Genomic DNA, 25,784 nt, shown 5'->3' with positions numbered 1-25,784 from the left:
TGCCAATTCATCACGAATTGGCACTTTCTACACATCTTTTTATGGCTTCAAGAATGGCAGTCTTGGTATAGGGTTTAGTAACATATTCATCAGCTCCGTGCTGGGCTGCTTCCCTGACTTTTTCGCTCTCGGAATTTGCGGAGAGCATTACAACTTTTGCCAAAGGATCCTGGCTTTTGATAAGCCTTAGCAGATCTATGCCGTTAAGCTGAGGCATGGAAATGTCCAAAATGGTTATCGAAGGTGATAAATCAAGGAATTTGTCATATCCTTCTTTGCCGTTTTCTGCTTCACCGACAACTTCGTAGCCTTCTATTTCGAGCATGTTTCTCAATAAATTCCGGTTAACAGGCGAGTCATCCACAATAAGTATTCCTGCCATTTGATTCCTCCAGCCGCTAAGGCCTCAACAGAATTAGAATTCTCTATTTATTATAACACAATAGTACGGCTTACTGATATTTGTTTTCGATAACTCTTGCCATTATATCTCCTGCTCTGAATCGTGCATCGCCTGAGGTCTCAACGGAGAATGCCCTTTCATTCTCTTTCCAGGACAATTTAGTCATGGAAAACTCCCCGCTTTCATAGCCGTAGCCATCTCCAAGATCTTCATACAAATTAAACGAAGCATCACATCCGGGATATATCAAAGCCTCTGTGTTCTCATTTTTCATCTGATCTGAGCACTGCATTGGTCTTTTTACCGGGATAACGGAACCGGCTCTGACGAATACAGGGATGGAATCCTTCTGCGCATCAGGGATAACTGCAAGCCCTTTGATCCCAGGGCATGGATAGAGATCCATAACCCAGATGATCCCACCAGCAACATAGGTATCCGTATGGTCACAAAGCTTTGCAGAGAGCTGAATTACCGCAATTTCCTCGGGATGAACATGCTGGAGATCACCCTTTAGTTTATTATTTTTTTATAATTGGGGGGGTATTTTTTGATTATGACTCTTTTTTTAGGAGTATAATATAGTAAAACGCATATATTTTAGCGTTTTACTATAAATTAAGACAGTATTTGCGTTTTTGGTTTGTTACTTGGAGGGCAGACCATGAAGAAGAAAACCAACAGACTTATCATTGGCGGCGTGGTATTTATATTCCTGCTTGCCCTGACTGTTTTTCTTTTGATGAACAGGTACATGAGCAGGCAGACCAGCCGTGATGTCAGAAATATCGCCCAGACCTATCTTAGGGGCATCGCAAAGGAAGAGATCTATCACTTCACATCCATTGCCGAGATCAGGTTCAAGCAGGTTTCCTATATCGAGCAGGAGGTTATGAAGCTTGCCAGGTCTGAGGAAAATGCGGATTCTGTTGCCACCACTATTTCAGACGTGGCAGAGTTTCAGGACCTTCGGACCTGTGCTCTCATAGCAGGGGACGGATCCATTGATACAGTCTATGGCAACCCCCTTACAAGTCTTGAGGATATGGACTATGTCCTTGAAGCCTTATCTCAGGACAAATCTGTGGCCACAAGCGGCTTTAATTCCAACGAACATCTGATAATATGGGCAGTTCCCGCAACACATCCCATGCGCAACGGGGAGACCAGCGTGGGTATTTTGTGCTGCAGAAGGATGTCTCTTTTCATAGAAAAGCTCCATCTTGATGCGGACGGTACAATGGCGTACTTCCATGTACTAAAATCCGACGGAGAATATCTTGTACAGAATAAGGATACCTTCGGTGATAATTTCTACGACAGAGTGCTGAGCTATTCTGTTCTTGAGGATGGGGGCGGAACCCAGGGCATTGTTTCCGAGATCAAAAAAAATATAGCGTCCGGAGAGGATACAGTGTTCTCCGTTATCTTTACCAATCCTGACACTGGCATTTCCGAGCGCAGGAGCATATACATAACTCCCATGCCAAACAGCGACTGGTCCATTGCAGCTGTTGTGCCCTACGGCGTTCTTGATGAGACCATAGCGGATATGGGAGCCTCCAGAAACAGAGCCATGATCATGGCGGTAGTTGTGCTGTCCATAGGTCTTTTTACAGTGTTTGCAATGTACTTTGCTCTTTCTCAGAAGCAGATGAGAGATCTGGATCATGCCAGGGAAGTTGCTGAGGATGCCATGGTTGAGGCTGAGACGGCGACTGAAGAAGCAGTTGCTGCCAAGCAGAACGCCGAAGAAGCCCTCATTGAAGCAGAGACTGCCAACGAGGAAGCCGTCAAGGCAAGGGAAGAGGCGGACAGCGCCAACAAGGCAAAGAGCGAATTCCTTTCCAACATGAGCCACGATATCAGGACTCCCATGAATGCGATCGTGGGTATGACTGCCATAGCCCAGTCCCATATCGACAATAAATCTCAGGTTGAGGACTGCCTGAAAAAGATCAATCTTGCAGGCAAACAGCTCCTTGGCCTTATAAACGATGTCCTTGACATGTCCAAGATCGAGAGCGGCAAGCTCTCACTTAATATCGAAGCGGTTTCCCTTAAGGAGACCATTGAGACCATGTGCGATATCATTCGTCCTCAGATCCACGACAGGAAGCAGCATTTTGATATCTTTATCAACAATATCATCTGTGAAAATGTATACTGCGACAGCGTAAGACTTAACCAGGTACTCCTTAACTTCCTCAGCAATGCCATGAAGTACAACAAGGAAAACGGCAGCGTCTCCATTTCTGTGGAGCAGGAGGAGTCTCCAAAGGGAGAAGATTACGTAAGGACTAAGCTCAGCGTATCGGATACCGGTATCGGTATGTCTCAGGAGTTTATTGACAAGATTTTTGTGGCCTTTGAGAGAGAGGACAGCAAGAGGGTACACAAGATACAGGGAACAGGCCTTGGAATGGCCATTACGAAGTACATCGTTGATGCCATGGAAGGCAGGATCGACGTTACTTCCAAGCTGGGAGAAGGCTCCACCTTCCTTGTTACCTTTGACTTCCAGAAGGCTGAAGTGCCTGAAAAGGACATGAAGCTTCCTGACTGGAGGATACTTGTTGTGGATGACAATAAGGATCTGTGTGAGAGCGCTGTTACTACTCTGGAAGATCTCGGGACAAGGCCGGAGTACTGCACCAACGGAGCAACTGCAGTCAGAATGGTCAAAAATGCCAAGAATGAAAAGGATGACTATTTTGCAGTCCTTATCGACTACAAGATGGACGGAATGGACGGCATTGAGACTGCAAAGAAGATACGTGAGATGGTGGGAGATGATATGCCCATCAGCATAATATCCGCCTATGACTGGCTTGAGATCGAGGATGAAGCAAGGGCTGCAGGTGTCAGCGGCTTCATTGCAAAGCCTTTGTTTAAATCAACAATTTATCATGAGTTTTACAGGTATACTGAAGAGGGCAAGAAAGAGCTTGCGGATCAGCCTCAGGCGGAAGAAAAGAAAACAGAGCTTGATGGCATGAAGATCCTCCTTGCAGAGGATCAGTATGTAAATGCCGTTATTGCAACTACCATGCTGCAGGAAAGCGGCGCTGTTGTAGAGCTTGCAGAGGACGGACAGATCGCTCTCGATAAGTTTAAATCATCAGAGCCCGGAACCTACAAGGTGATCCTCATGGATCTGAGAATGCCCAACATGAACGGTATAGAGGCCACAAAGGCTATCCGCAGTCTTGACAGAGCAGATGCTGCCGATATACCTATCATTGCCATGACGGCGGACGCCTTTGCAGAGGATGTAAAAAAGTGTCTTGATGCAGGTATGAACGGACATATCGCCAAACCTATAAACATCGATATGCTTAAAAAGACATTGCTTAAATATAATCAATAAAGAGGTGCCATTTGCACACAAAAAGATTTTATGACCAGATGAAGAGGCAGGTCCTCATAGTCGACGATGAGATCGTAAACAGAAAGATCCTGGGCAGCGTACTTGAGGATGAATATGAGCTTTTGTTCGCAGGCGACGGCGAGGAAGCTCTTAAAGTGATAGAGGAATACAAGGACAATCTGTCCATTGTTCTCCTTGATTTTATGATGCCCAAGATCAATGGTTTTGAGGTCATTAAGACCATGAAAGCGGATCCTGTCCTTACAAGGATACCCATCATCGTACTTACTTCTGACAAGTCCACTGAAATAGACAGCCTGAAGCTGGGAGCTTCCGACTTCATCACAAAGCCCTATGACTCTCCGGAAGTGATAAAGGCCAGAGTTAAAAGACTCATCGAGCTGTCGGAGGACAGGCTAATCATCAGATCCACTGAAAAGGATGAGCTGACAGGTCTTTATTCAAAGACTTTTTTCTATGAGTACGCAGGAGTACTGGACAAATATGAGCAATCTGAAGATATGGATGCGGTTGTCATCGACATTGACCATTTCCATCTCATAAATGAGATCTTCGGAAGGTCCTTCGGAGATACTGTCCTTAAAAAGGTTGCATCCATCATCAAGGGTTATTCCGAGGATCTTTCGGGCATTGCAGGACGTGGAGATGCAGATGTTTTCTATCTGTATGTAAAGCATCAGAAGGATTACAAGGAACTGGTGGCCAGGATAAAAGATGAGATGAAGGAGGCCTACCAGACCAACAATATCCGGGCAAGAGTGGGAGTCTGCGAAAAGTCATCTGAAGTGACCAATGTGGAACAGTTATTTGACAGAGCCAAGCTTGCCGGAAACACCATAAGAGGCACTTTCCAGAAGAATATCGCATTTTTTGACGAGGAGCTGAAGGCTGAGTCTTTCTTTAACGAGCAGCTTATCCATGATATTTATGAGGGCTTCAATCAAAAGCAGTTTATGCCGTATTTCCAGCCCAAGTACGATGTCACAGGTGAGAAACCTGTACTTAAGGGAGCTGAGGCTCTGATCAGATGGAAGCATCCGGAATACGGCATCATGTCTCCGGGTTCCTTTGTGGATCTCTTTGAGGAGAACGGTCTTATCCAAATGGTGGACAACTATCTGTGGGGTGAGGCAGCTGCTCAGCTTAAGGAATGGAAAAAGAAATACAGTCAGCCCTTTGCCATATCTGTTAATGTATCAAGGATCGACATCTATGACCCGGAGATTGAAAACAAGCTTCTTAAGCTTGTTGAGAGCAACGGCCTTGATGTGAAGGACTTCCACATAGAGATAACGGAGTCTGCTTATGCAGACAATCCGGATCATATGATCGAGAAGGTGGAGAGGCTCCGGAAAAAAGGGTTCATCGTGGAGATGGATGATTTCGGTGCGGGTTACTCTGCACTTAATATGATAGCTTCAATGCCCATCGATATCTTAAAGCTTGATATGCAGTTCGTGAGGACCATGTTCGAGAATGAGCGCAACATGCGGATGGTGGAGATCATCATGGATATCGCAAAGCTCTTGAAGGTACCCGTTGTGGTAGAGGGTGTTGAGACCAAGGAGCAGCTTGACTGCCTGGTTGGCATGGGCTGCCAGATGATCCAGGGATATTATTTCTCCAAGCCGGTGTCGGCAGAGGAGTTTGAGAAGTTCTTCGAGTCCTGATACAACTCCTGCAGAAAGGATGACCCTACAGAGGGACAGCTCTCGCTTCGTCTCGGAGCGCAGTGGTACTAAGCTCAAAAAATGTAAACTCTATGTATGCGAATAAATCCGCATCATAGAGTTTTATTTTTTTCGCCAAGTACCAGCGCTCCTCAAACGCCCTCTGTAAGTTCCTCTTTGAATTGTTCAAAATCCATACATTTCCCTTTCTTCTTTGTTTTTTGACATAACAAAAGCGCCACCCCGGTAGGAATACCGGAAGCAGCGCTTCACAACAGTTATTCTTTTGCAAAAGAAAAACCAAAGAATGAATCGATTTTGTTCTCTCGTTCATTCCTTGGCTCATTATAATAATATCATGCCCAAAACCGCATGGAAACTACCATTTGGGTGTCATTTAGGTGCCACTTGGGTGACATTTGGGGACGCTTTTTCAATTGGTAAATTATGCGCCAACCACATTAGTCATTTCTTTATTTGCATTTCTATCTTCAAAAAGCTTCCTGATCCGTTCTTCCTGCTCTTTTTCAGACTGCTTTTCTTCTTTCTCCAGAAGTGCTTCGTGAATAGTCTCAAGTTCTTTATCAATGCTGTCCATGAGCTTATCCCATTCCTTTATGCTCATCTCCTGGCTGCCTATCCGAATCTTGATCTCAGTTTCATTATTGATAAGCTTATAGAACAATTCTGTCCTGAATGCATTTATCTGCTCTGCCAGTGTAGCTTTATCTACCTCCGGCTCTTTCTCAGCATCAGGTGTTTCTGATTCTGCAGCTGCTTCCTCTGCAGTCTCAGCTTTCTGTTCTTCAATCTCCATGCGTTTTCTGGTGCAATGATTATACTCATGGATAGCTCGCATTATGGCGTTTAGATCCTCGGGCGTAAACATACTCGCTGCTTTAGAGAGCGTATCAATGTTGTCCACGTTGACATGAAGGCTTCCACCGCTAGGAAGGGCAATCTTAAGGACCTTATCCTTTTCATACATATTTCCCAGAGTTATGGCATTTTGCTTGTAATCACAGACAAAAGTAACTCCTTTGTACTGTATGACTCCATCCTTCGCCAGAAAGCTGTATGGACATTTTTTCTCAGTTTCAGCCTGTAGCTTCTGTCCAAAGCTTTCAGTCTCACTTATGACGGGAGTTGTCTCTTTTCCAGCTGCAGATCCTAATGGTCTTGTTAAATAATCATTTGCTATCGCCGCTATACCCATGTTTGCCTCCAGATAACAAAAAACGTGCCCTTTCAAGGATGTTCATTCCATTGAAAAGACACGCATTTCCGTTGCTATCTTTTATATCGGCAATATTCTTTAAATGTTTATGGATAAAGTTAGATTAATATTCGAATTTAATGTATCATAGCAAATGGCGCTTCCAATTAAGAAGTGCCATTCAAAGTACAATTATTCAGCCCCGTTTTTCATATAATTGAACACATTTATTGATTCCAGTGGGCGTCCTTCAAAGTCGAAGAATGCCTGATTATCCCATGAGCATCCACCATAATATACAGCTGCATCCTCAGGATCATAATCAGAAGCATAGCTGCTTGCCCAGCCACTTCCGTACTGTTCCCATATTGCTGAATTATCCGCACTGGCAGGTCCTACAGGAATCCATGCGCCTTCCCAATAGAATATTCCTATTCCTCCAACATTAGTTACATACTGGCAAATATCATGAAGAATGGTTGCCTGGCCTTCAGGCGATGCAGGATATCCATCCACAAGATCTTTTTCTGTAAGACTATTTCCAGATCCATCACCATCTTCAGTAGTATAGCAATAAGACGTTTCAGCCAAAAAGGCCTTCTTGCCGTATCTCTCCTGGATAAGTTCGAGAACGCGGCTCATATTATCCATGCCACCATCCCAAAAAGGATAATAGCTCATTCCTATCATGTCGAAATCAAGTTCCGCATTAACAAGCTTCTCTACAAGGGTAAGGACATCTCCCTTCGCTGTGATTCTTGTGTAATGAACAACAATATCAATGTCTTTTTCATAATCTTCCGAAACCTCGCGGATAGCCTTGCTTCCGGATTTAAGAAGCTCTATTACATTTTCCAGCTTGGTTTCACCGGACATTCCATAATTGATCTCATTTCCAATCTGAATCATTCCAACATCAACACCGGCGTCCAAAAGCTGTGTTAGACTATCTTTAGTGAAGTCATAAAGTGCTGATGATTTTTCCTCTACACTCATGCCTTCCCATGCCTTTGGAGCATGCTGTCGCTTAGGATCAGCCCAGAAGTCAGAATAATGGAAGTCAATCATAACTCTCATTCCGTATTCAGTAGCTCTTTTCCCAAGTTCTATTGCTGTAGGAAGATCATTGTTTCCTCCGCCATAACCATTGCCATTTTCATCATATGGGTCATTCCACACACGGAGACGGATATAGTTTATTCCAGAATCAGCAAATGTTTTGAGCGGATCCTGCTCATTGCCTTCAAAATCATAGTATTTGACACCACTCTTTTCTTCTACAAGAAGTGACGAAGCATCCATTCCGAAAATAAAATCATCTGGCAGTCCATCAATTGCTGTTTTCCATGTTTCCACTTCCGACTCCTTCGTTTCAATTTCGATAGTTTCCTCGCTAGAATTTTCACTGGCCTCCGCACTATCTGTGACTAATGTTGTTTCCTGCTCACTTGCGCCGGCTTCATTTACAGCATTCTCATCATTACTTCCACATCCATTTAAAACTCCCAGTATCATAACTGTAGCCATAATCAGCGAACAAAAACTCTTTCCTTTCATCATTACCTCCCCTATTGCATATAAAATGACCTAATAAGCATTCTATCAACTATCTGTGATAAAAAACATGAACAAAGGTGTATAATATATGCACATTCTTACCAATTGGAGCTCATATGTATATAAACTACGGAAATTATCAAGAAGATATTCAGGAAGGCTATATAAACAAAAGCGTACCTTTATGGATCAATAGCTGTGGAACATATAAACTAATTACCAAAAAGGAGATGCCAACCTTCAGGCCAAAGGGGAGGCTGGATTATCAGCTCATATATATTCATTCCGGCTGCGGTCATTTTATATTTGAAGGCACCAATAATGTGACTGTCTCTGCAGGAAACATAGTAATCTATCGCCCTGAAGAAACACAGAATTATATTTACTATGGTAACGATGAGCCAACTGTATACTGGATTCATTTCTCTGGTGCTGATATAGATGATCTGCTTAGAAAACATGGGCTTGAACCGGATGACAGAGTTCTGTCTGTAGGCATAAGTGGTGAGTATGTCCAACTTTTTAATAAGATCATTCTTGAATTGCAATTAAAAAGGGACTTCTATGCCACACAAACAGCTATCCTTTTCATGCAAATCTTAATCCTTATGGGAAGAATAAATAGAAATGGCGAACACAGTATACTTGCAACAGATCGTCTCGAGATTGAACATGCCACAGATTATTTTCATGAGCACTACCATGATCAGATATGTATAGAAACATACTTAAAAGAAAATAACATCGGTAAAAATGCCTTTTTCAATAAGTTCAAGGCATTAACCGGTGTTACTCCTCTACAATACGTTCTAGATATAAGGCTGTCTACAGCCAAAAGATTATTAGAGAATACTGACTATCAGTCGCAATAAGTCCTGGACTTAGAGAGCACACACGGATTCCTTTCTGCCCATACTCAAAAGCACACTTCTGTGCATACCAGACAACGAAGCTCTTGGAAAGAGCATAAGCAAAGCCTGACTTCTGATAATCCGTTTTGGCAAGGTTACTTGTTTTGATACACTTTGCTATGAATTTTGCTTCATCTGTTTCAGCAAGGGCAAAGGTCTTTTTATTTAGGAGGATCTTCGGTAATGCATATGCAGAATTTGAAGAGATATCCACTATAACGCTGCCCCTTGGCATCACTTTTGAAAACTCCTGATTGATATAAACTGTACCAAGCGCATTAACTCTGAGAAGCGGTTCAGGCTTTGCCATGTTCGGCGACATTCCCGCTGCATTGATAACATTTCTGACAGTTCCTTTTGAAGTCGCAAACTCCACCAGCTTTTTTACGCTTTCCCGGTCTGACGTATCACATGTGCAGGCATATGCTTCATGCCCACCTTCTTTTAGCTGTTTCACAGCCTTTTCAAGCTTGGAGATAGTCCTTCCTGATACGATTATTATCTTATCCTTTGGCATCTGAAGAGCTGCTGAAAGCCCCATACCACTGCCACCACCTGTTACTACGCATACATCGCTCATTTATATATCCTCCTGAATTTATTTTATTGAATATTTACGAAATAAACAATGAGGGGGCATTTTCCACTAGTTTCTGCATCTCTTCCTGAGTATTCTTAGTTGGATCAAAGCTCTTCATTGTGCCTGATGCAGCATCATAATATAGCGCAGTAATCTGAGGGCTCATATTTCTGGCCGCTTCTGCACGTTCCTTTGCAGCCTGCGATGAGGCCTTTGCAGCAGCAACAAACTTATCAAGCCAGTCTCTTACCTGTTCCCCAGTGTCTGCCGGTGATGTTATGATTTCTGAAAGTTCATCAAATGGCGTTTCAAATATGATCTCATCAGATACTACCAGATCTATTCCTGCCTTTTCAAACTGCTTCCTAAGTGCATTTACATATTTGTCAGTCGAAAAATCCTGTGTCAGATCAATGATAAATTTCCCACTCTGACATGTCATATTGAGCACAAGACCGCTTGAACAGTTTGAATACAGGTGTACCTCATCCACAAGTTCACCCGGCATATCAAACTGACCTATGTAACTTATAAGATAAGTGTCCAGAGCAAGATTTTCCATGAATCCAAGGAGTTTCTGTCTTCCTGCAAATGAATGAAAATGTCCTATGACACTCAGAAGCATATTGATATTATTAAATTCCTTTGCACAGTGATCATGCTCTTTCTGGGCATTGAGAAGCCTTTTATATTTCGCAGCTATTTCACTGTCTGAAAGGTTCTCCTCTTCTCTTCCGTAAGGCAGAGTCATACTCTTAACACAGTTTTTGAAGGTGTCATCACAACCTAATATATGTCTTGCGTCCATAGGGAAATTACTTACTATAGTCTTATCACAGTCTAAAGAAATCTCTTTTATCCCTCTGCTCATCAGTATGCTCAGATATGTGATCGGAGATGCGCCGATGCTCTTGCAGGCATCCATAAACTGCTTCTGTGAAAAACTGATCTCATAACGCCTATGATCATCTTTGTTCTTTGTTTCAGGAAGCTTATATCCCTTGTCGGACAGGCCTTCAATCTTCATGCTTTTTCCATTTAGCTCGTACTTCTTTTCACACGGATCAGTTAGTTCGGCTACCGATAGTTCAGATGCCAGCAAGTGGTGTTCTTCTCTTATCTGCTCATATTCACCCATGTCAGCATTTTTATAATCACTGTAGAATCTGAGCAATGTCTCGAGAAATGTCTTTGCACCTCTTCCATCTGTAAGTCCGTGATGAAAAGAGAGTTTAAGGCTCTTTTCCCAATATGTAACTCCCATGAGATGATAGTTGTTACTATGTCCGCCCAGTGGGATAAATCCATCTTTGTGATGTGCCTCAAGCTTCATTTCATTCCTTACCGCATAGAAATCTCCATCTTTTTCTATGAATCTGACGCCAAAGTAAGGGTATCTGATGACAGCGTCTGCTATCGCCAGTTTCAGAAGTTCACCATTTATGCCTTCCCTCATCCTGACATCATAAACCTCACTTGGAAGGCCCTTGGATCTGTATAAATAAGGCATTCCAGACAAAGCCTTGTCACCATTCTTAAGTATTGTTTCTACATTCTTATTTTCAGTCATTATGCTTCTCCTGTTATCTCTTTAGCAAGTTCCAGAATTTCAAAGGCATACTTTTCCTTACCCTTATTAAGAAGCTTCTTGTATAAAGGGTAGTTGATAATGCAGACTGCAGCGCCTACTATTCCAAGAAGCACCCCAATGACTATAAAAATCGCTCCCGTTCCAAAGACGCTAAGTCCAAAGCACATTCCTGTACCAAAAATCAAAGTTCCAATTATTCCAAGTGTCATGGCTATTACAAATGCAGGGAGCTTTGCTCTCTCATCAAGTTTTTTTAGTTGTCTGACCTTGTTTGTCTCCTTTGGCATGTAATCCTTTGCTACGCTTTCTGCATAAACCTTATCTAAATCGTTCATCTCTTTTTATCTCCTTTTCCTTCTATAGTTACGCTATTTTTCCTGTTTCTTTGAGCCATCTGATTTCGTCACGTATGGTCTCTCTGTATGATCTTGTAGTATAACCAAGTTCCTTACTTGCTTTACTTGAATCAAAGCGGTTGTTCCTTGCAAGGTTGTAAACGGAGAAGGTTGTCATGAGAGGCTTTTCTCCTGTCTTTTTGGCTTTTTTCTCAAGTATCTTTGCAATGAAGTTTGCTGCTGATATAGGTAAAAAAAACTTCATCTGTTTACATCCGCTCTCCTCTGAAACAAGCTTTGTAAAATCCTTAAAGCTGACAGGCTCATTCCCAAGAATGTAGCACTCTTCGCTTTTTCCCTTATCCGCTGCTCCAATGAGTCCGTCAGCCAGATCCCTTACATCACACAGATTAAAGCTTCCGTCAATTCCGGCGGGCATCTCACCATTGATGATATCAACCAGAGTCTTTGTGGTCTCACCCATTGCAAAATCCTCAGGTCCGAGGATTCCTGAAGGATGAACCACACATGCATTAAGCCCTTCCTTTGCAGCCTTGAGCACCACATTTGTTGCCATAGCCTTTGACAATGAATAGCAGCCTTTGATTCTCTCAGGATCAAGCGGGATCGAACCCTCACATTCTCTTATGCTTCCCTTCTCTTCCTCAGGTATTGCTCCTGTTGATGAGCAATAAACGAGCTTTGAAATATTGTGCTCTTTGCACATCTCTATGATATTTTCTGTCCCGCCGACATTTACGTCCATGACTTTCTGGCTGTAGTCGGGATTAACTGTTACGATGCTTGCTATGTGGAGCACGATCACCTCTGTATCTTCAGGCGTCTCAAAGAATCTCTCCAGGTCATCTTTATTACAAAGATCTCCGTATACGATTTCTACTTCTTCCGGAAGATATGCGGCTGACTTATCACCTTCAAGGACAAATGCCCTTACTTTTTCGTTTCTATCAACAAGCTTTCTGCAGACTGTGCTTCCAAGAAATCCTGCTGCTCCTGTTACCAGATACATCTTATTTGTTTGGCTCATTTATCTTTTCCTCTCTTATTTTCAATTTGTTTTCTTGCTCTCTGTTTTGAGCTTGAAGTCATTATAGAAAAATGAGCCTGCAAAAAGAACAACACTTTTTGCAAAATGTGTTGATTTAAGGAACACAGGTCCCGACACGTTTTGTAAAAAGTGTTGATTTGTAAGTCCGATATACTGTTTTTACTGCTCTATGGCTTGATGATACACTTCTGTATAACGCTTATGATCTCGTCTTTGGACTCGGCGCATCCCCCTCGTACCCACTCAGTGACAACTCCGATAATACCCTTAAGATAAAAGACCATTATAAACGGCTGCTCATTTTCAGGAACTCCGAACCTTGTAAGTATGGGCCCAAATATGTTCTTAAACCATGTCTCATAGATTTTTTCGGCGCCCATCATCTCATTCTTTTCATACATCAGGTAAAAGAGTTTCCTGTTCTCTTCTACAAAATTCAGATATGGCATCAGATATCCCGGGGTAACAAGAAACAGTTTCTCATCGTCTTTATCATCTATATCAAAGCTTTCAGCACCCTCGGCACCGAAGCAGCCAAAGAAATCTTTATATACGGCTTCCACAGTTTCCTGCAGAAGATCATTTACATTATCATAGTGAAGATAGAATGTTGATCTGTTTACTCCTGCAGTCTCACATATTTCCTTAATGGTAATATACTCAAAGCCCTTACTATCAAGGAGTGTTATCAACGCATTATGCATCTTCTCTGCTGATTTAAAATATTTGCTCTCATTCTTATTCATATTTTTCTATAACGATCTCCACATCTCTGTTTCCGAGAAGTTTTGTCAGCTCCTCTTTCATCTTTGTATTCCTCAAATTCCGTCCATTCTATGTGGTTGTATTTCATTACTTCAACAGCCTTTTTCATTCCAGTCTTCTTATAAAAGCCTGTCTGATCTTAGAATTGCATACCAACTGGAATCATTAAGTCCCTGGTTGTTAATATCTGAGCTACGGAGTGTCCCTTCGTACTTCATTCCACATTTTTTCATGACCATACCGGAGTGTGGATTATTAACATCATGCCTTGATTCGATGCGATTTGCTTCCACCTTGTCAAAAAAGAAATCTATGACTGCTTTTAATGCTTCAGATGTAATACCCTGATTCCACCAGCACCTTCCGATACAGTATCCGATATGAATCATGTTTATACTCTCTTTCATACCAACTGCAGAGATACTTCCTATTGGTTCATCTATTTCTTTTAGAACAATAGCCCACTGATAGTACTTTTCATCCTTATATGAATCCACCCACTGTTTTAAAATCTCTGTTGTAACATCCACCGTTCCATGAGGTGGCCAAGTCAGATACTTAGTTACTTCTTCATCATTTGCCCAGTTCTTAAACATGGCATCGGCATCTTCACTCTTGAATTGCCTCAGTATAAGTCTTTCTGTTTCGATAGTCTGTGTCCCGCAATGCTTCATCTTATCCTACTTTCCCTTTTCCCTATCATCTTTTCCGACAACTTATGGATTATCATACCTTTTTTCAGACAAAAATAAAATAGCCCCGGACATCAACTAATCAAATCTTGATTCCAGAGCTATTACAATCATCCCTCTTTTACTGCGTCCAAAGGAAAAGGTATTACATTTGATGGTTCATTTTGTTGTGCTGTCCAAAGCGTCAGTTTCTGCTGCATATTCATCCAGCTTTCTGGAGATGTATTAGTTGCCTTGCTTATCCTTATAGCCATTTCCGGGCTAAGAGAAGCTTTCTCATTAACAAACTCTGACAATGCTTTTCTACTTACTCCTAGCATTCTCGCTGCATCGGTAACTGTGAGATTCAAAGGTTTCATAACATCTTCCAAGAATACATTTCCTGGATGTGTAGGTCTTCTAGTCATGTATTTTTCCTCCTTCCTCAGTGATAGTCCATGTAGTCTACAAGAAATGCATCCTGACCCTCAAAGTAAAAAGTCATTCTCCAATTACCATTGACAGTAACAGACCACATATCCTGCTTATCACCTTTTAGTGGGTGCAATCTATACCCAGGCAAATTCATATCTTGAGCACTGGTGCTGGCATCCAATCGGTCAAGCATTCTCGCTAATTTCGGTGCATGATCTGGCTGAATTCCCTTCTTTGAACCAGTTTCATAGAAGTCTTTTAAGCCTTTATGTGCAAACGATTTTATCATGTCATTATTATAACCTGTAACGTTACAGGTGTCAAACTTCCTTTCTTTATTATTTACCTTTTCCAGAATCTGATATTAAGCAAAATAGTTATAACTGTTCCAACACCAGTAATTGTCAGCCGTGTGTTCATAGGTGTCACATCACTAAGTTCATAGCATAGAAAAGCGACAACCAAGCAGCCTATAATACTTCCCAAAATCTTGGCAACAGTAAAACAGTGTTCAAGAATGAGCGTAGCAATTACAGTTACCCCATATATAATCAGACACGTTTTTGAATCCAATCCCATGTTACGAGTAAGGAATAATGGAATAAAGCCAGCACTGGCTGCATTGAGGATATCAATCCTCATAATTAGAATACCAACAGCTGAAAGGACCAAGGCTATCGGAATAGCAGCTAGACCTCCCAGAGCGCCGGCGGCACTGCTTGAAACACTGTCTGATGCGCTATCGTGTCTATTAAAGAAAAACTCATCTTCATCCCACATTATTTATCACCCTTTTTAATCTGATTCAATTTGTTGACATACACTGCAGCTCGGCAATAGAACTTGAGCTGCTCTTCGCCGTCTTTTATAGTTGTTGCTCTCTCAACGCCTTTGGCAGTTCCCTTCTTGACTGCCTCATTGAACATCTTGCCAAGACGGGCTCTTATCTGAGCCGGTGATTCCTTGATCTTGTACTCTACAAGGACTTCATTCACATCTGCAAAGGTAGGAAGATCTGCCAGAGTGAACTCTTTATCCATTTTCTTGGCTTCCTTTGCATCGTCAAAAACCTCATCCTTATCGCGCAGTTTAAGAAACTCCTTCAGACCCTTAAGGCTCTTTGTGATATCGATATTGTCATATTCTATGTTGTTTCTGTCCAGATTGTACTTACACTCAATGCAGTCCGGGCACATCTCACTTCCATATACTTTTAACATATTTCCCTCCTGCTTATCTGCCAACTTCTTTATTTGATGATATACGCATCAACTATCTCACCAACATACATGGTGTGGAAATCTCTGTTAGCCATGGGATATGTCCCGTCCACATCCTGAGGATATGTCTTTTCTCTTATATCTTCAGGAATCTTTGAAAGGTCCTGATCCTGCGCATACAGGACTTTGCACTCGATAGTCAGAGGATACTGCTTAACACCAGGAGTCTTGATGGTATCAGCATCCACCAGCTCAATTCCTGCCTCTTTCACTTTGTCGATATTAACGCCTGACTGCCATCCGCAGATCTTGTTTATCTGAGGATCCGGATTTTCAAGTGGAACGCTGATTGTGAATTCGCCAGCCTTATCAAGCTGTCCCTTGGTAAATCTTCCCTGACGGACATACACATGAAAGGTTGGCTTATTCCATAGTGTTCCAAGATGTCCCCAGCCTATTACCATTGTGTTGAACTTATCAGCATTGGTATTTAAAAGGATTCCCTTGGGAAGTGCCTTTGTAATAAGACCCGCATAATCAGTTACATTGATTTTTTCCTTCATTTTCGTACCCTCCATAATTCAAAACAATAACTTCTTGAGCCAGTCAGAAGCTTTTCTGCTCTGGTCAAAGCCTTTGGAATCAAGCTCATGGTCACTACGCCCCTGGAGAACATGCTTACTATTTCTCAATCATCCTTTTCCCGAATTCTTTTGCTGCTTCAAGCTTTCCATCTATATTAAGCATATGCGCATAGAAATAGCCTTCACAGACGGTTATCCCTTTCCCCTTAAGCATCTTCTTAAGCGCCAGAACTGTTCTTCTTGACCAGTTTGAAGTTGTAAAAAGGACTACCTTTGAAACCATCTTAGAATCAATCTCTTCCGCATATTCTTTAAGCTCGGGAGCCATGATATTTGCATATGGAGCTCCACCAAGAAAAAGAATATCTACTTTTTCCTTGAGCTTTGGTTCATCAGCTATGCTGACTGGCTTTACACCAATCCCATCACCTATTGCCTCTGCAATTCTCCTTGTATTCCCAAATTTAGTCTTAGAACAGTATCTTACTGCTATATCCATAACAAAAAACCTCTTTGAAATTATATATTTTGCGCAATATGATTGTATCATATGCATCATCAATTTCAAGAGGTCAAATTTATCATTATTTATGAGGCTTCTCCTCAGTGTATCTGCCGGTCTTGGCGATATTTTTCCATAAGCTCAGATTATCTCTCCAAAATAACCTTTTTATTCGATGACACCGGTTCTTTTCAATACTTCCTCAACGGTTTTAACGGGGATTATCTGAAGGTTCTCTTTTACCTCATCCGCAACGTCTACCAGATCCTGCTCATTCTCATAAGGAATAAAAGCTGTCTTAACACCGCTTCTAAGGGCTGCCATGAGCTTCTCAGGAAGGCCGCCGATAGGCATTACAAGGCCTCGCAGGGACACCTCACCGGTCATAGCGATCCTTGGGTCAACATCATTGCCTGTAAGAAGTGATGCTATTGCTGTGGTCATGGTTATTCCGGCAGATGGGCCATCCTTGGGCACTGCCCCGTCCGGAACATGGATGTGAAGGTCATTTTCCTCGAACATTTTGGCTTTTTCCGGGAAAAGAGATTTCACAAGGCTCACAGCAATCTGCGCTGACTCCTTCATCACATCTCCCAGCTTACCGGTGATTATGATATTTCCTTTGCCTCTGGTAAACAGTGTCTCGATGTAAAGGATTTCTCCGCCGACGCTTGTCCAGGCCATTCCTGTCACAACGCCTGCTTTCTGCTTATCAGGAACGTTTTCTCTTCGAACCGGTCTCATGTCAAGGTCTGTTCTTAGCTGATCCTTTGTTATGGAGAGCTTGTCCTGACCGCCCTTTGATATGAGTACGGCAGCGCCTCTGCAGAGGGAATCAATTCTTTTCCTGAGTCCTCTGACGCCGGCTTCTCTCGTATATTCCTCAATTATGGTCTCAAGCACTTCATCAGACACCTCAAGTTTATCTGATGATATGCCCATAGATGCCATGGATTTTGGCAAAAGATGCTTTCTCGCGATCTTGAGCTTCTCATCAGGAGTGTAGCCTGTGAAGTTGATGACTTCCATTCTGTTTAAAAGCGGCTCAGGGATTGTATCCACGCTGTTGGCGGTGCAGATGAACATTACGTCTGAAAGGTCGTAGGGCACATTCATGTAATGATCGGTAAAAGTGTTGTTCTGCTCCGGATCAAGTACCTCCAAAAGCGCGCTTGCGGGATCTCCGTTATAGGACTGGGAAAGCTTGTCGATCTCATCAAGTACCATAACAGGATTGCTTACTCCGCTCTTGTTTATGGCATCCATGATTCTTCCGGGCATGGCACCGATATATGTGCGGCGGTGTCCTCTGATATCAGCCTCGTCCCTGATTCCTCCAAGGCTTACACGAACGTACTCTCTTCCAAGGCTCTTTGAAATGCTCTTGCCGATACTGGTCTTGCCTGTTCCGGGAGCGCCCACAAACAAAAGGATTGAGCCTGACTGCTTTTTTTTAAGATTCATAACAGCTATCTGCTGAACAATACGCTTTTTTACCTTATCAAGACCGTAATGGTCCTCATCCAGAATTCTCTCAGCTTCCGAGAGGTCTATGAACTCAGCCTCCTGCTTCTTCCAGGAAAGACCTGTCACAAAATCAAGATAGTCATACAGCATGCCGGTTTCAGGGCTGTTCTTGCCCTCCTGCTTAAGCCTGTCCAGAACCTTTCTGGCTTCTTTCTCTGCATCTTCATTCATACCGGCTTCATTTATCTTTTCCTCGAACTTCTGAACATCTGTCTGATTCTCGGGATGCATCTCATCCAGCTCTTTCTGCAGATATTCCATCTGTTTCTTGATGGCGGACTCACGGTACATGTCCTTATATTCCTGCTCCTGCGCTGTGGCCGCATCTGTGGTGACCTTGGCCACTTCCACGAACTCAACAACAGCTTTTTCCATGAGCTCAAGACGGGTGGCAGCGCTGTCTTCCGCTAGAATCCTGTACTTGTCGTCATTACTGTTCTTCATCCAATATGAAACCGCCGCAGTCAGCTCACCTACAGTATTCATGTTGTCTATCATCATATTGAAAAAGCCCACATACTGGAATCTTGAAGACAATTCCTTGACTTCTTCCTTGAGTCTTCGCAATACCTCCATCTCTTTTTCCGGGTTGGCAGGCTCCGTATCCGGCCTTCTTGAAATGCTAAGCTCAATGTTGTGCCTCTGATCAATGGCAATCTCATCGATATTCACACGGTTATTTACCTTGACAACAATGTATCCGTCCGGACTGATGGTACTCAGAATTCCCGATGCGCCGATAGGATAAAAATTATCCTCCGTCATCTCGTTTCTCTTCTGAAAGCTCTTATTCTGCAAAAGAACTACCTTCTCACCCTGAACCGCTCTTCCGCCAAGGTTCTTGAACTCATCAGTCTGAAAATAAAGGTTTCCCTCTGAAATAAGCTGTTTATTGTATACAGGAACTACTATCATAATTAACCTCCTTTTGTTAGCACTCTTATGAGATGAGTGCTAATCCTTTGGTAAAAAAATAAAGCAGATCATCATTGAACGCTTTACAAAACATTTACACTTGTCTAAGATATTTACATGATAATAGCACTAACATTGACAAGTGTCAACGTTAAGTTTTTCGTGACTCACGAAACGCCCCCAATGACTCACTCAAACAATGTAACTCTCAGAGGAAAAGATTATGTACCAGGGATGCAATAAAACAGCTCTTTGTTCACAGAACACCATCGCAGAGGGCTTCTATGATTTATTAAAAGAAAAAGAATACTCCAAAATTACCGCCAGTGAAATATGCAAGAAATCCGGTGTTTCCAGGCAGACTTTCTATTCTCTGTTCTCGTCAAAAGAGAATATTGTCGCCTTCATTTTGTCCAAGGAATACGCTTTTAACCCGGAAAAAGAGTGTAATTGCTGCGGAACACCAACTCTTTCTGAGCTCAGTAAAGGATTTTCATCCTTTATTGTTCAAAAGGGCGATTTCATCGAGCTTCTTGAAAAGAATAACATAACCTATCTCCTGCAGGAGACTCTTTTTTGCGGTTTTAAGCATTACACTGATTCAGAGGTCAGCAATGATGACGCCGGTGAGATTCCCCGGGATCTTGCCCTGGATTTCATTGCTTCGGGACTTACTACTATTGCCAAGCATTATGTAAAGAACAGAAATGCCATCACTTGTGAACGGCTTGAGGGGATAATTTATTCACTGTTTAGTGGGGCGTTTTGACTCACCCCCACTCACTTTTTTTATCATTTTTTTATCATTTATTTGTTGACTATTAAAGGAATATATTGTACTTTAATTGTGCTCAATCTAATTAGCATGTTTAGTCACTACAGCACTGATGAAAGGATGGTAAAAAAATGGCTAATTTTGATTATGATGTTCTATATATCGGTACCGGTCATGCTGCATGGCATGGCGCTCTTATTCTTGCAGGAGCCGGGAAAAAGATTGCTTTTGCAGAAAGGGATTTGACAGGCGGAACATGTACCAACTATGGATGCGATGCCAAGGCTCTCCTGGATGGACCGGCTGAGCTGGTCTCCGCTCTTGAAAGATACAAGGATTTTGGACTCAGTGCCGATGTTAAGATGGACTGGCCCAAATTTATGGGATATAAGCACATGGTAATCGATCCTCTTGCAAATGCCATGACAGGCCTGCTCACAAATGCCGGTTTTACCATCATCAGAGGAAGTGCTGAGTTTGTTGATCATCATACGGTAAAAGTTGGAGACAAGACTGTTACTGCAGAAAATATCGTTGTCTGCACAGGCCAGAATGACTTCAAGCTTGATATTCCGGGAAAAGAGTATATGCATACAAGCCGCGAGATATTGGATCTTCCACAACTGCCTGAGCATATTGCTTTCATTGGAGCAGGTATTATTTCGATGGAGTTTGCTTCGCTCCTTACACAGTTCGGCGTTAAAGCAACCGTAATTGAATTTGCGGACAGAGCTCTTTTAGCATATAGCGAGGAATATTCTGCAAGAGTTGTGGATAAGCTTAAGGCTGCAGGTGTTGATTTTCACTTTGGTGAGTCTTTAGCTTCTGTAGAAAAAGACGGTGAGAAATATATCGCCAAGACCGCTTCCGGCCTGACAGTTACAACGGACTACATCCTTGCTGCTACAGGAAGAAGAGCTAATGTCGAAGGACTTGGCCTTGAGAATGCCGGAATCGAGTACAGCCCAAGAGGCATCAAGGTTGACGACCATATGCGCACCACAGCACCTAACGTATATGCCAGCGGTGACGTGGTTGATAAGATGATTCCAAGGCTCACTCCTACTGCAACCTTCGAGTCAAATTACATTGCTCTCGCTATTCTTGGCGCACCACAGCCTATCCAGTACCCGGCTGTTCCAAATGTAGTATTTACGCTTCCAAGAATTGCTGCTGCCGGTGTTACAGTAAATCAGGCCCTGAAGGAACCTGATAAATATACCGTTGCCAAGGTGGAATACGGAAAACTTCTTGCCTTTGAATATAGAAATGAGACTGACGCCGAAGCTACCGTTATTCTCGACAAGAATAAATACCTTGTCGGAGCCGAGCTCTACGGTGACCAGGCCGGCGAAATGATCAACATCATTACAATGATCATCAATGGCAGAATGACTATGGAAATGATCATGGGTACGATCTGGGCATTCCCGACACAGACAGACGGTCTTGTAGAGATGCTCGCACCTATGCTCCACAGCGCAAGGGATGACGCGTGAATAATTGATTATTTTGACACTATTGTCATTTAATAAATTTGGCAGACTACATTGCCCATAAAAAGCAATATAGTCTGCCAATACAACAGTGTCAGGTTTATGTAATATTTCCCAAATATTTTCATTCATTATCAAATACCTTCTCAAAAAAATCTATATCTCATAATCCTACCTGATTTTCTCTCTTATGAAAAGATATTTTCATTTTCTCGCCTGATCTATCACATCTTCCATTATTTCTTTTGTCATGCTACCGGGGATGTAGCCAAGGACATAGCCTTCCGGATTTATTATAAATGTAGTCGGATATGCTGTGATGTAATAAGGAAGCTGCAGTGTTGCGCCCTCATCCATAACAACAGGATAAAAGTCTCTTGACCCATCTAAAAATAGCTATCAGAATTCTACTTTTTTATCAAAGCAAAGATGTAATGCAAGCCTCAACATCTTTTACATCAGCTGTAGGCTCAAATCTTGCAACAACGTTTCCCTCACGGTCAATAATGAACTTAGTGAAGTTCCACTTAATGTCAGGCTTCTTATCCCATTCAGGATCTGCTTCAGCAAACATCTTCTCAAGAAGCGCCTTGAACTCATGCTCCTGGAATCCCTCAAATCCCTTCTGAGATTTAAGATATGTATAAAGAGGAAGCTCGTTCTCACCATTTACATCAGCCTTTGCCATCTGAGGGAAGGTTGTGTTGTAATGAAGTGTGCAGAACTCATGGATCTCGTCATCTGTTCCGGGAGCCTGTCCTCCAAACTGGTTACAGGGAACATCAACTATCTCAAGACCTTTCTCGTGGTACTTGGTATACATCTGCTCAATAGGTGCATACTGAGGTGTAAAGCCACATCCTGTAGCTGTGTTGACCACCATAACTACCTTTCCCTTGTAATCAGCAAGATTAAGCTCTTCGCCGGTTCCGGTCTTAAGTGTGTAATCGTAGATCATTGTTTCATTCTCCTTTTCTTTTTAATTAATCTGCTCATTATTTGTTCGAATGCAATGCTGCATTTCGCAATATTTAATTGTGTACAATTTTAATTATAATAATATATCGTCAAAAATCAAGCCCCGACAGTTTATTAATCGGAAATTTGCTGGCTGACAGGTCCTATCTTTCTCCATTTTCCATATCTGTACAGCACAATACTCATGATCGCACCAATGATCCAGGCTATAAGAAGTGACCAATAGATCATGTCGCGATCGCCAAGTGGATTAGCCGCGGAACGTGTCATATATACCATAATGTAGGCCAGCGGCATTCTGAGGAAAAAGGTCTCGATGATAGATATCCACATAGGTGTCACTGTATCTCCCGCACCACGCATTACACCGGTAAGGGACTGAATGATAGCCATTAACAGATAACCGCCTGCCAGAATCCTCATAAGGTGCATGCTAAGATCAACGAGTTCCTCTGTATCTGTAAATATTCCCATCAGGCCCCTGCCAAACGTAAGGATGACTGCCACTATCGCTACAGAAAAGATCAGCGACAGCAAAAGGCCCTGTCTTGAACCCTGTTCAACTCTTTCCTTATTTCCCGCACCGATATTCTGACCTGCATAAGTTGTCAGAGCCGATCCGAAAGAGAAAATAGGAAGCACTGCAAATCCATCCACACGCTGTATGATCACACTTGCAGTGATAAGCTGCTCACCAAAGGTATTAGTAAGAGACTGCACCAGGACGATAGACATGGAAAAGATAGCCTGCGTGATTCCGGAAGGGAATCCAAGTCTTATTATCTGTCCCGCATAGTTTCCCTGCCATTTAAAAAACTTTATTCCAAAATCAAATACATCGCCCATTTTTCTCAGACGATTGATACATAATATGGCAGAAAATGCCTGCGCGATTATCGTAGCAAGAGCAACACCGGACACGCCCATGTTGAATCTCGCCACAAAAAGAATATCCAATACAATGTTGATCACGCTTGAAATGATAAGATAAACCAGCGCAGAAACCGAATCTCCAAGTCCCCTCAGGACACCACTTAAGATATTATAAAAGCCCAGTCCGATCGAACCGAGAAACAGTATCCTAAGATAACTTGCACTCCAGTCAATAATGCTCTCAGGTGTTCTAAGTAACGATAACATCGGTCTTGCTATGATGACTCCGATCACAGTCATTGAAACTGACGCAATAAAGATAAGAGTGAAACAGTTTCCTATTGTCCAGGACAGAGCGTCTCTGTTTTTGGCTCCCAGATATTGAGCAACCATTATCGTCGCACCAATACTTACACCTATAAACATAACCAACAGAAGATTAAGAATAGGAGCCGCACTTCCAACTGCAGCCAAAGCATTATCGCCAACGTATCTTCCAACAATAATGCTGTCTACAGTGCTGTATAGCTGCTGGGCAACATTTCCAAGCAGCATAGGTATAGTAAATTTAAGTATCTGCTTCCATGGCGCCCCCACAGTCATATCAACAGCTTTAAAAGATTTATATTTCATATCGTGCCATCCTTATTCCTTACAATTACCAGTTCACGATCTCATCAGCGCTATGTATAAGCTTTGCCTCTACAGATGCAGCCCCCTTAACGTACTCCTCAAGTCTTTCTGCAGTCTTTCCTATTCCGCTTCCGCCTGATGTTGCAAAGGCATATACTTTCTTGCCTTCCCAGTTATATCCCTTGCAGAAAGTGTAGACTACTCTTGGTGCTGCAGCATACCAGATAGGGAAACCGACATATACGGTGTCGTACTTATCGAAGTCCTGAACCTTTCCTTTAACGGGGACATCTTTTTTCCCAATCTGCTCTTTATTGCATCTTGAAAGGGGATTCATATAGTTGATATCAGCCTTTGTGTACAGTTCCTCAGGCACAATCTCAAAGATATCTGCATTTATCTTCTGAGCAAACTCCTCTGCCACTTTTTTGGTTGTTCCTTCTGCGCTAAAAAATGTAACTAATGTACTCATCTTTGTTTCCTCCTATCTGTTCGATCATTTTATTTGTTATCAAAGTGAATTTATAAATCCAAAAACTTTTGTAAAGTACTTGTCAGGGTCCATATACAGTGCCTGTCCGTGACCGGCTCCTTCGACCACATAGAGGTCTTTCTGAGAGTTACAAGCATCATATAAGCTGTAGACCATTCTTGTATTTACAAAGTTATCCTCTTCGCCATGTATAAAGAATATGGGGATCGAGGTGTTTTTGACCTGCTCTAGAGCAGAGGCTTCCTGGAAAGTATATCCTGCCCTTATCTTGGAAATAGCACTGGCAGTATAAAGGATCGGGAACTGCGAGATATTGAAAAGATATCTGGCCTCATCAGTAAACTCATCCCATACTGAAGTGTATCCGCAGTCATCGATTATTGCCTTTACATTATGCGGAAGATCCTCTCCTGATGTCATCATAACAGTTGCGCCTCCCATGGATACTCCATGGAGAATTATCTGCGCATCAGGATCGATGCCAAGTACATGATCGATCCAGAGTTTTACATCTTCCTTGTCGAGCCATCCCATTCCAATGAATTTACCTTCACTGTCTCCATGGGATCGCATATCCGGGGTAAGAACATTGTAGCCCTGCTCAGCATAATATCTTGCATAGGAATACATATGCTGACGCTTACCTGTGTAACCATGTATTGCAATGACCCAGTTATGGCTGTTAGCATCGGTGGTAAAAACATCACCGACCAGATTTAAGCCGTCAGAAGAACTGATAGAGACAACCTCTTTTGCTGAACTGTCGACCCAGTTGTTAGTTAACTCGCTTATCTCCTTCCATACCCGGTCAACCGTGTTCTTCGTATCGTCAGAAGTCGTTGGAGTCGGTGCAACAGCTATTCCGGATGCTGTAGAACGTGAAATTGCAAATGTAACAAGGTAGTTGCCTGCAAAAATATCAAGTGCCACAAAAGCAATGAGCACAATGGCTACTACCCACTTTATTATTTTTGATAATTTATTCTTCTTATTCATGTGATCGTAATATCCTCCAGTTATCCTGCGTGCAAAGCCTTATCCGGTGCACTCACGAATTGAAACTGTTTTCTGTTACGGTATTATCATATCACATTTTAAATTAAATGCAATTAAATTGATTGCAATTTATGTTTTTTCGTGTCCGGGCTTTCCTTTAAATTTATTTTTTTCACAAATGATATTTATTGATAAGAA

The 25,784-nt window shown here is 42.3% G+C and carries 27 protein-coding genes; 5 read left to right on the top strand and 22 right to left on the bottom strand.

The features are described 5' to 3' along the window. Positions 1 to 10: 10 nt before the first annotated feature. Together BLO53_RS06525 and BLO53_RS06520 are read right to left on the bottom strand one after the other, a co-directional pair. Positions 11 to 382 (bottom strand): response regulator, encoded by a 372-nt coding sequence (locus BLO53_RS06525; RefSeq protein ID WP_092059837.1) that lies wholly within the window; start codon positions 380 to 382, stop codon positions 11 to 13. A 70-nt stretch (positions 383 to 452) separates the two neighbouring features. Further along, positions 453 to 809 carry a DUF5110 domain-containing protein gene (locus BLO53_RS06520; protein ID WP_092059835.1) on the bottom strand — a complete coding sequence of 119 codons (357 nt, stop codon included), beginning with the start codon at positions 807 to 809 and terminating at the stop codon, positions 453 to 455. Between the two features lie 258 nt (positions 810 to 1,067). Here BLO53_RS06520 and BLO53_RS06515 point away from each other — a divergent pair, with 258 nt between their 5' ends. After that, positions 1,068 to 3,773, top strand: coding sequence for a response regulator (locus tag BLO53_RS06515; RefSeq protein WP_092059833.1), 2,706 nt, complete (start codon positions 1,068 to 1,070; stop codon positions 3,771 to 3,773). 11 nt (positions 3,774 to 3,784) lie between these two features. Further along, on the top strand, positions 3,785 to 5,464 hold the full coding sequence (locus BLO53_RS06510; RefSeq protein ID WP_092059831.1) for a two-component system response regulator: 1,680 nt from the start codon (positions 3,785 to 3,787) through the stop codon (positions 5,462 to 5,464). Positions 5,465 to 5,909: 445 nt separating this feature from the next. Here BLO53_RS06510 and BLO53_RS06500 read toward each other — a convergent pair whose 3' ends face one another. Beyond that, positions 5,910 to 6,680, bottom strand: coding sequence for a hypothetical protein (locus BLO53_RS06500; RefSeq protein ID WP_092059827.1), 771 nt, complete (start codon positions 6,678 to 6,680; stop codon positions 5,910 to 5,912). A 192-nt stretch (positions 6,681 to 6,872) separates the two neighbouring features. Then, complete coding sequence (locus BLO53_RS06495; protein WP_242875320.1) at positions 6,873 to 8,237, bottom strand: glycoside hydrolase family 53 protein; 1,365 nt, start codon at positions 8,235 to 8,237, stop codon at positions 6,873 to 6,875. Positions 8,238 to 8,353: 116 nt separating this feature from the next. Between BLO53_RS06495 and BLO53_RS06490 the strand changes: the two genes are divergently transcribed. Further along, on the top strand, positions 8,354 to 9,109 hold the full coding sequence (locus BLO53_RS06490) for a helix-turn-helix domain-containing protein (RefSeq protein ID WP_092059823.1): 756 nt from the start codon (positions 8,354 to 8,356) through the stop codon (positions 9,107 to 9,109). Here BLO53_RS06490 and BLO53_RS06485 read toward each other — a convergent pair. From BLO53_RS06485 to lon, 14 genes are all read right to left on the bottom strand, one after another. Further along, the gene (locus BLO53_RS06485) at positions 9,063 to 9,728 is read right to left on the bottom strand and encodes an SDR family NAD(P)-dependent oxidoreductase (RefSeq protein WP_092059821.1); all 666 of its coding nucleotides are present in this window, start codon (positions 9,726 to 9,728) and stop codon (positions 9,063 to 9,065) included. The genes BLO53_RS06490 and BLO53_RS06485 overlap by 47 nt on opposite strands. Before the next feature lie 34 nt (positions 9,729 to 9,762). Beyond that, positions 9,763 to 11,298: a hypothetical protein gene (locus BLO53_RS06480; RefSeq protein ID WP_092059819.1), complete on the bottom strand. Its 1,536-nt coding sequence runs from the start codon at positions 11,296 to 11,298 to the stop codon at positions 9,763 to 9,765. After that, on the bottom strand, positions 11,298 to 11,654 hold the full coding sequence (locus BLO53_RS06475) for a dihydropteridine reductase (RefSeq protein WP_092059817.1): 357 nt from the start codon (positions 11,652 to 11,654) through the stop codon (positions 11,298 to 11,300). The genes BLO53_RS06480 and BLO53_RS06475 overlap by 1 nt, the downstream gene beginning before the upstream one ends. A 28-nt stretch (positions 11,655 to 11,682) precedes the next feature. Then, positions 11,683 to 12,702, bottom strand: coding sequence for an NAD-dependent epimerase/dehydratase family protein (locus BLO53_RS06470; protein ID WP_092059815.1), 1,020 nt, complete (start codon positions 12,700 to 12,702; stop codon positions 11,683 to 11,685). A gap of 188 nt (positions 12,703 to 12,890) precedes the next feature. Next, complete coding sequence (locus tag BLO53_RS06465; RefSeq protein ID WP_092059813.1) at positions 12,891 to 13,469, bottom strand: TetR/AcrR family transcriptional regulator; 579 nt, start codon at positions 13,467 to 13,469, stop codon at positions 12,891 to 12,893. Next, positions 13,466 to 13,597 (bottom strand): hypothetical protein, encoded by a 132-nt coding sequence (locus BLO53_RS19780; protein ID WP_255363884.1) that lies wholly within the window; start codon positions 13,595 to 13,597, stop codon positions 13,466 to 13,468. Before BLO53_RS19780 ends, BLO53_RS06465 begins: the two co-directional genes overlap by 4 nt. Before the next feature lie 10 nt (positions 13,598 to 13,607). Then, positions 13,608 to 14,162: a GNAT family N-acetyltransferase gene (locus tag BLO53_RS06460; protein WP_091757558.1), complete on the bottom strand. Its 555-nt coding sequence runs from the start codon at positions 14,160 to 14,162 to the stop codon at positions 13,608 to 13,610. 128 nt (positions 14,163 to 14,290) lie between these two features. Beyond that, positions 14,291 to 14,587: a HigA family addiction module antitoxin gene (locus tag BLO53_RS06455; protein ID WP_074891508.1), complete on the bottom strand. Its 297-nt coding sequence runs from the start codon at positions 14,585 to 14,587 to the stop codon at positions 14,291 to 14,293. Positions 14,588 to 14,604: 17 nt separating this feature from the next. Continuing rightward, positions 14,605 to 14,883, bottom strand: coding sequence for a type II toxin-antitoxin system RelE/ParE family toxin (locus tag BLO53_RS06450; protein ID WP_091757556.1), 279 nt, complete (start codon positions 14,881 to 14,883; stop codon positions 14,605 to 14,607). 53 nt (positions 14,884 to 14,936) lie between these two features. Next, a complete protein-coding gene (locus tag BLO53_RS06445; RefSeq protein WP_092059811.1) occupies positions 14,937 to 15,374 on the bottom strand; it encodes a hypothetical protein in 438 nt (145 codons plus the stop codon). After that, a complete protein-coding gene (locus BLO53_RS19150) occupies positions 15,374 to 15,814 on the bottom strand; it encodes a hypothetical protein (protein WP_176757190.1) in 441 nt (146 codons plus the stop codon). The genes BLO53_RS06445 and BLO53_RS19150 overlap by 1 nt, the downstream gene beginning before the upstream one ends. A 29-nt stretch (positions 15,815 to 15,843) precedes the next feature. Then, on the bottom strand, positions 15,844 to 16,377 hold the full coding sequence (locus BLO53_RS06435; RefSeq protein WP_092059809.1) for a flavin reductase: 534 nt from the start codon (positions 16,375 to 16,377) through the stop codon (positions 15,844 to 15,846). A gap of 118 nt (positions 16,378 to 16,495) precedes the next feature. Next, positions 16,496 to 16,897 (bottom strand): flavodoxin family protein, encoded by a 402-nt coding sequence (locus BLO53_RS06430; protein ID WP_092059807.1) that lies wholly within the window; start codon positions 16,895 to 16,897, stop codon positions 16,496 to 16,498. Between the two features lie 171 nt (positions 16,898 to 17,068). Beyond that, positions 17,069 to 19,342, bottom strand: a complete 2,274-nt coding sequence (lon, locus tag BLO53_RS06425) for an endopeptidase La (protein ID WP_092059805.1) — start codon at positions 19,340 to 19,342, stop codon at positions 17,069 to 17,071. Positions 19,343 to 19,565: 223 nt separating this feature from the next. Between lon and BLO53_RS06420 the strand changes: the two genes are divergently transcribed. Together BLO53_RS06420 and BLO53_RS06415 are read left to right on the top strand one after the other, a co-directional pair. After that, complete coding sequence (locus BLO53_RS06420; protein WP_091757579.1) at positions 19,566 to 20,111, top strand: TetR/AcrR family transcriptional regulator; 546 nt, start codon at positions 19,566 to 19,568, stop codon at positions 20,109 to 20,111. 137 nt (positions 20,112 to 20,248) lie between these two features. After that, positions 20,249 to 21,616, top strand: coding sequence for a dihydrolipoyl dehydrogenase family protein (locus tag BLO53_RS06415; protein ID WP_091757577.1), 1,368 nt, complete (start codon positions 20,249 to 20,251; stop codon positions 21,614 to 21,616). Between the two features lie 415 nt (positions 21,617 to 22,031). Here BLO53_RS06415 and BLO53_RS06410 read toward each other — a convergent pair whose 3' ends face one another. From BLO53_RS06410 to BLO53_RS06395, 4 genes are all read right to left on the bottom strand, one after another. Further along, the gene (locus BLO53_RS06410; protein WP_091757572.1) at positions 22,032 to 22,571 is read right to left on the bottom strand and encodes a glutathione peroxidase; all 540 of its coding nucleotides are present in this window, start codon (positions 22,569 to 22,571) and stop codon (positions 22,032 to 22,034) included. Between the two features lie 134 nt (positions 22,572 to 22,705). Further along, positions 22,706 to 24,097 carry an MATE family efflux transporter gene (locus BLO53_RS06405; RefSeq protein WP_091757570.1) on the bottom strand — a complete coding sequence of 464 codons (1,392 nt, stop codon included), beginning with the start codon at positions 24,095 to 24,097 and terminating at the stop codon, positions 22,706 to 22,708. A gap of 25 nt (positions 24,098 to 24,122) precedes the next feature. Continuing rightward, positions 24,123 to 24,569, bottom strand: a complete 447-nt coding sequence (locus BLO53_RS06400) for a flavodoxin (protein WP_092059803.1) — start codon at positions 24,567 to 24,569, stop codon at positions 24,123 to 24,125. A gap of 39 nt (positions 24,570 to 24,608) precedes the next feature. Next, entirely contained in the window at positions 24,609 to 25,586 is a 978-nt protein-coding gene (locus BLO53_RS06395; protein WP_092059801.1) for an alpha/beta hydrolase, read from the bottom strand. Positions 25,587 to 25,784 lie beyond the last annotated feature (198 nt).

The organism is Butyrivibrio sp. INlla14, assembly GCF_900102515.1.
Lineage (GTDB): Bacteria > Bacillota > Clostridia > Lachnospirales > Lachnospiraceae > Butyrivibrio.
Note: the sequence above shows the minus strand (reverse complement) of the source record. Positions and strands in the feature narration are given on the sequence as shown.

Bases quoted from the DNA above. Each gene is read 5' to 3' on its own strand.
- BLO53_RS19780 (WP_255363884.1), bottom strand. From the start codon at position 13,597: ATGAAAAAGGCTGTTGAAGTAATGAAATACAACCACATAGAATGGACG.
- BLO53_RS06520 (WP_092059835.1), bottom strand. From the start codon at position 809: ATGGATCTCTATCCATGCCCTGGGATCAAAGGGCTTGCAGTTATCCCT.
- BLO53_RS06395 (WP_092059801.1), bottom strand. From the start codon at position 25,586: ATGAATAAGAAGAATAAATTATCAAAAATAATAAAGTGGGTAGTAGCC.
- BLO53_RS06485 (WP_092059821.1), bottom strand. From the start codon at position 9,728: ATGAGCGATGTATGCGTAGTAACAGGTGGTGGCAGTGGTATGGGGCTT.
- BLO53_RS06490 (WP_092059823.1), top strand. From the start codon at position 8,354: ATGTATATAAACTACGGAAATTATCAAGAAGATATTCAGGAAGGCTAT.
- BLO53_RS06445 (WP_092059811.1), bottom strand. From the start codon at position 15,374: ATGTGGGATGAAGATGAGTTTTTCTTTAATAGACACGATAGCGCATCA.
- BLO53_RS06515 (WP_092059833.1), top strand. From the start codon at position 1,068: ATGAAGAAGAAAACCAACAGACTTATCATTGGCGGCGTGGTATTTATA.
- BLO53_RS06400 (WP_092059803.1), bottom strand. From the start codon at position 24,569: ATGAGTACATTAGTTACATTTTTTAGCGCAGAAGGAACAACCAAAAAA.
- BLO53_RS06410 (WP_091757572.1), bottom strand. From the start codon at position 22,571: ATGATCTACGATTACACACTTAAGACCGGAACCGGCGAAGAGCTTAAT.
- BLO53_RS06465 (WP_092059813.1), bottom strand. From the start codon at position 13,469: ATGAATAAGAATGAGAGCAAATATTTTAAATCAGCAGAGAAGATGCAT.
- BLO53_RS06480 (WP_092059819.1), bottom strand. From the start codon at position 11,298: ATGACTGAAAATAAGAATGTAGAAACAATACTTAAGAATGGTGACAAG.
- BLO53_RS06475 (WP_092059817.1), bottom strand. From the start codon at position 11,654: ATGAACGATTTAGATAAGGTTTATGCAGAAAGCGTAGCAAAGGATTAC.
- BLO53_RS06455 (WP_074891508.1), bottom strand. From the start codon at position 14,587: ATGACTAGAAGACCTACACATCCAGGAAATGTATTCTTGGAAGATGTT.
- BLO53_RS06500 (WP_092059827.1), bottom strand. From the start codon at position 6,680: ATGGGTATAGCGGCGATAGCAAATGATTATTTAACAAGACCATTAGGA.
- BLO53_RS06415 (WP_091757577.1), top strand. From the start codon at position 20,249: ATGGCTAATTTTGATTATGATGTTCTATATATCGGTACCGGTCATGCT.
- BLO53_RS06460 (WP_091757558.1), bottom strand. From the start codon at position 14,162: ATGAAGCATTGCGGGACACAGACTATCGAAACAGAAAGACTTATACTG.
- BLO53_RS06430 (WP_092059807.1), bottom strand. From the start codon at position 16,897: ATGGATATAGCAGTAAGATACTGTTCTAAGACTAAATTTGGGAATACA.
- BLO53_RS06435 (WP_092059809.1), bottom strand. From the start codon at position 16,377: ATGAAGGAAAAAATCAATGTAACTGATTATGCGGGTCTTATTACAAAG.
- BLO53_RS06525 (WP_092059837.1), bottom strand. From the start codon at position 382: ATGGCAGGAATACTTATTGTGGATGACTCGCCTGTTAACCGGAATTTA.
- BLO53_RS06405 (WP_091757570.1), bottom strand. From the start codon at position 24,097: ATGAAATATAAATCTTTTAAAGCTGTTGATATGACTGTGGGGGCGCCA.
- lon (WP_092059805.1), bottom strand. From the start codon at position 19,342: ATGATAGTAGTTCCTGTATACAATAAACAGCTTATTTCAGAGGGAAAC.
- BLO53_RS19150 (WP_176757190.1), bottom strand. From the start codon at position 15,814: ATGTTAAAAGTATATGGAAGTGAGATGTGCCCGGACTGCATTGAGTGT.
- BLO53_RS06420 (WP_091757579.1), top strand. From the start codon at position 19,566: ATGTACCAGGGATGCAATAAAACAGCTCTTTGTTCACAGAACACCATC.
- BLO53_RS06495 (WP_242875320.1), bottom strand. From the start codon at position 8,237: ATGAAAGGAAAGAGTTTTTGTTCGCTGATTATGGCTACAGTTATGATA.
- BLO53_RS06470 (WP_092059815.1), bottom strand. From the start codon at position 12,702: ATGAGCCAAACAAATAAGATGTATCTGGTAACAGGAGCAGCAGGATTT.
- BLO53_RS06450 (WP_091757556.1), bottom strand. From the start codon at position 14,883: ATGATAAAATCGTTTGCACATAAAGGCTTAAAAGACTTCTATGAAACT.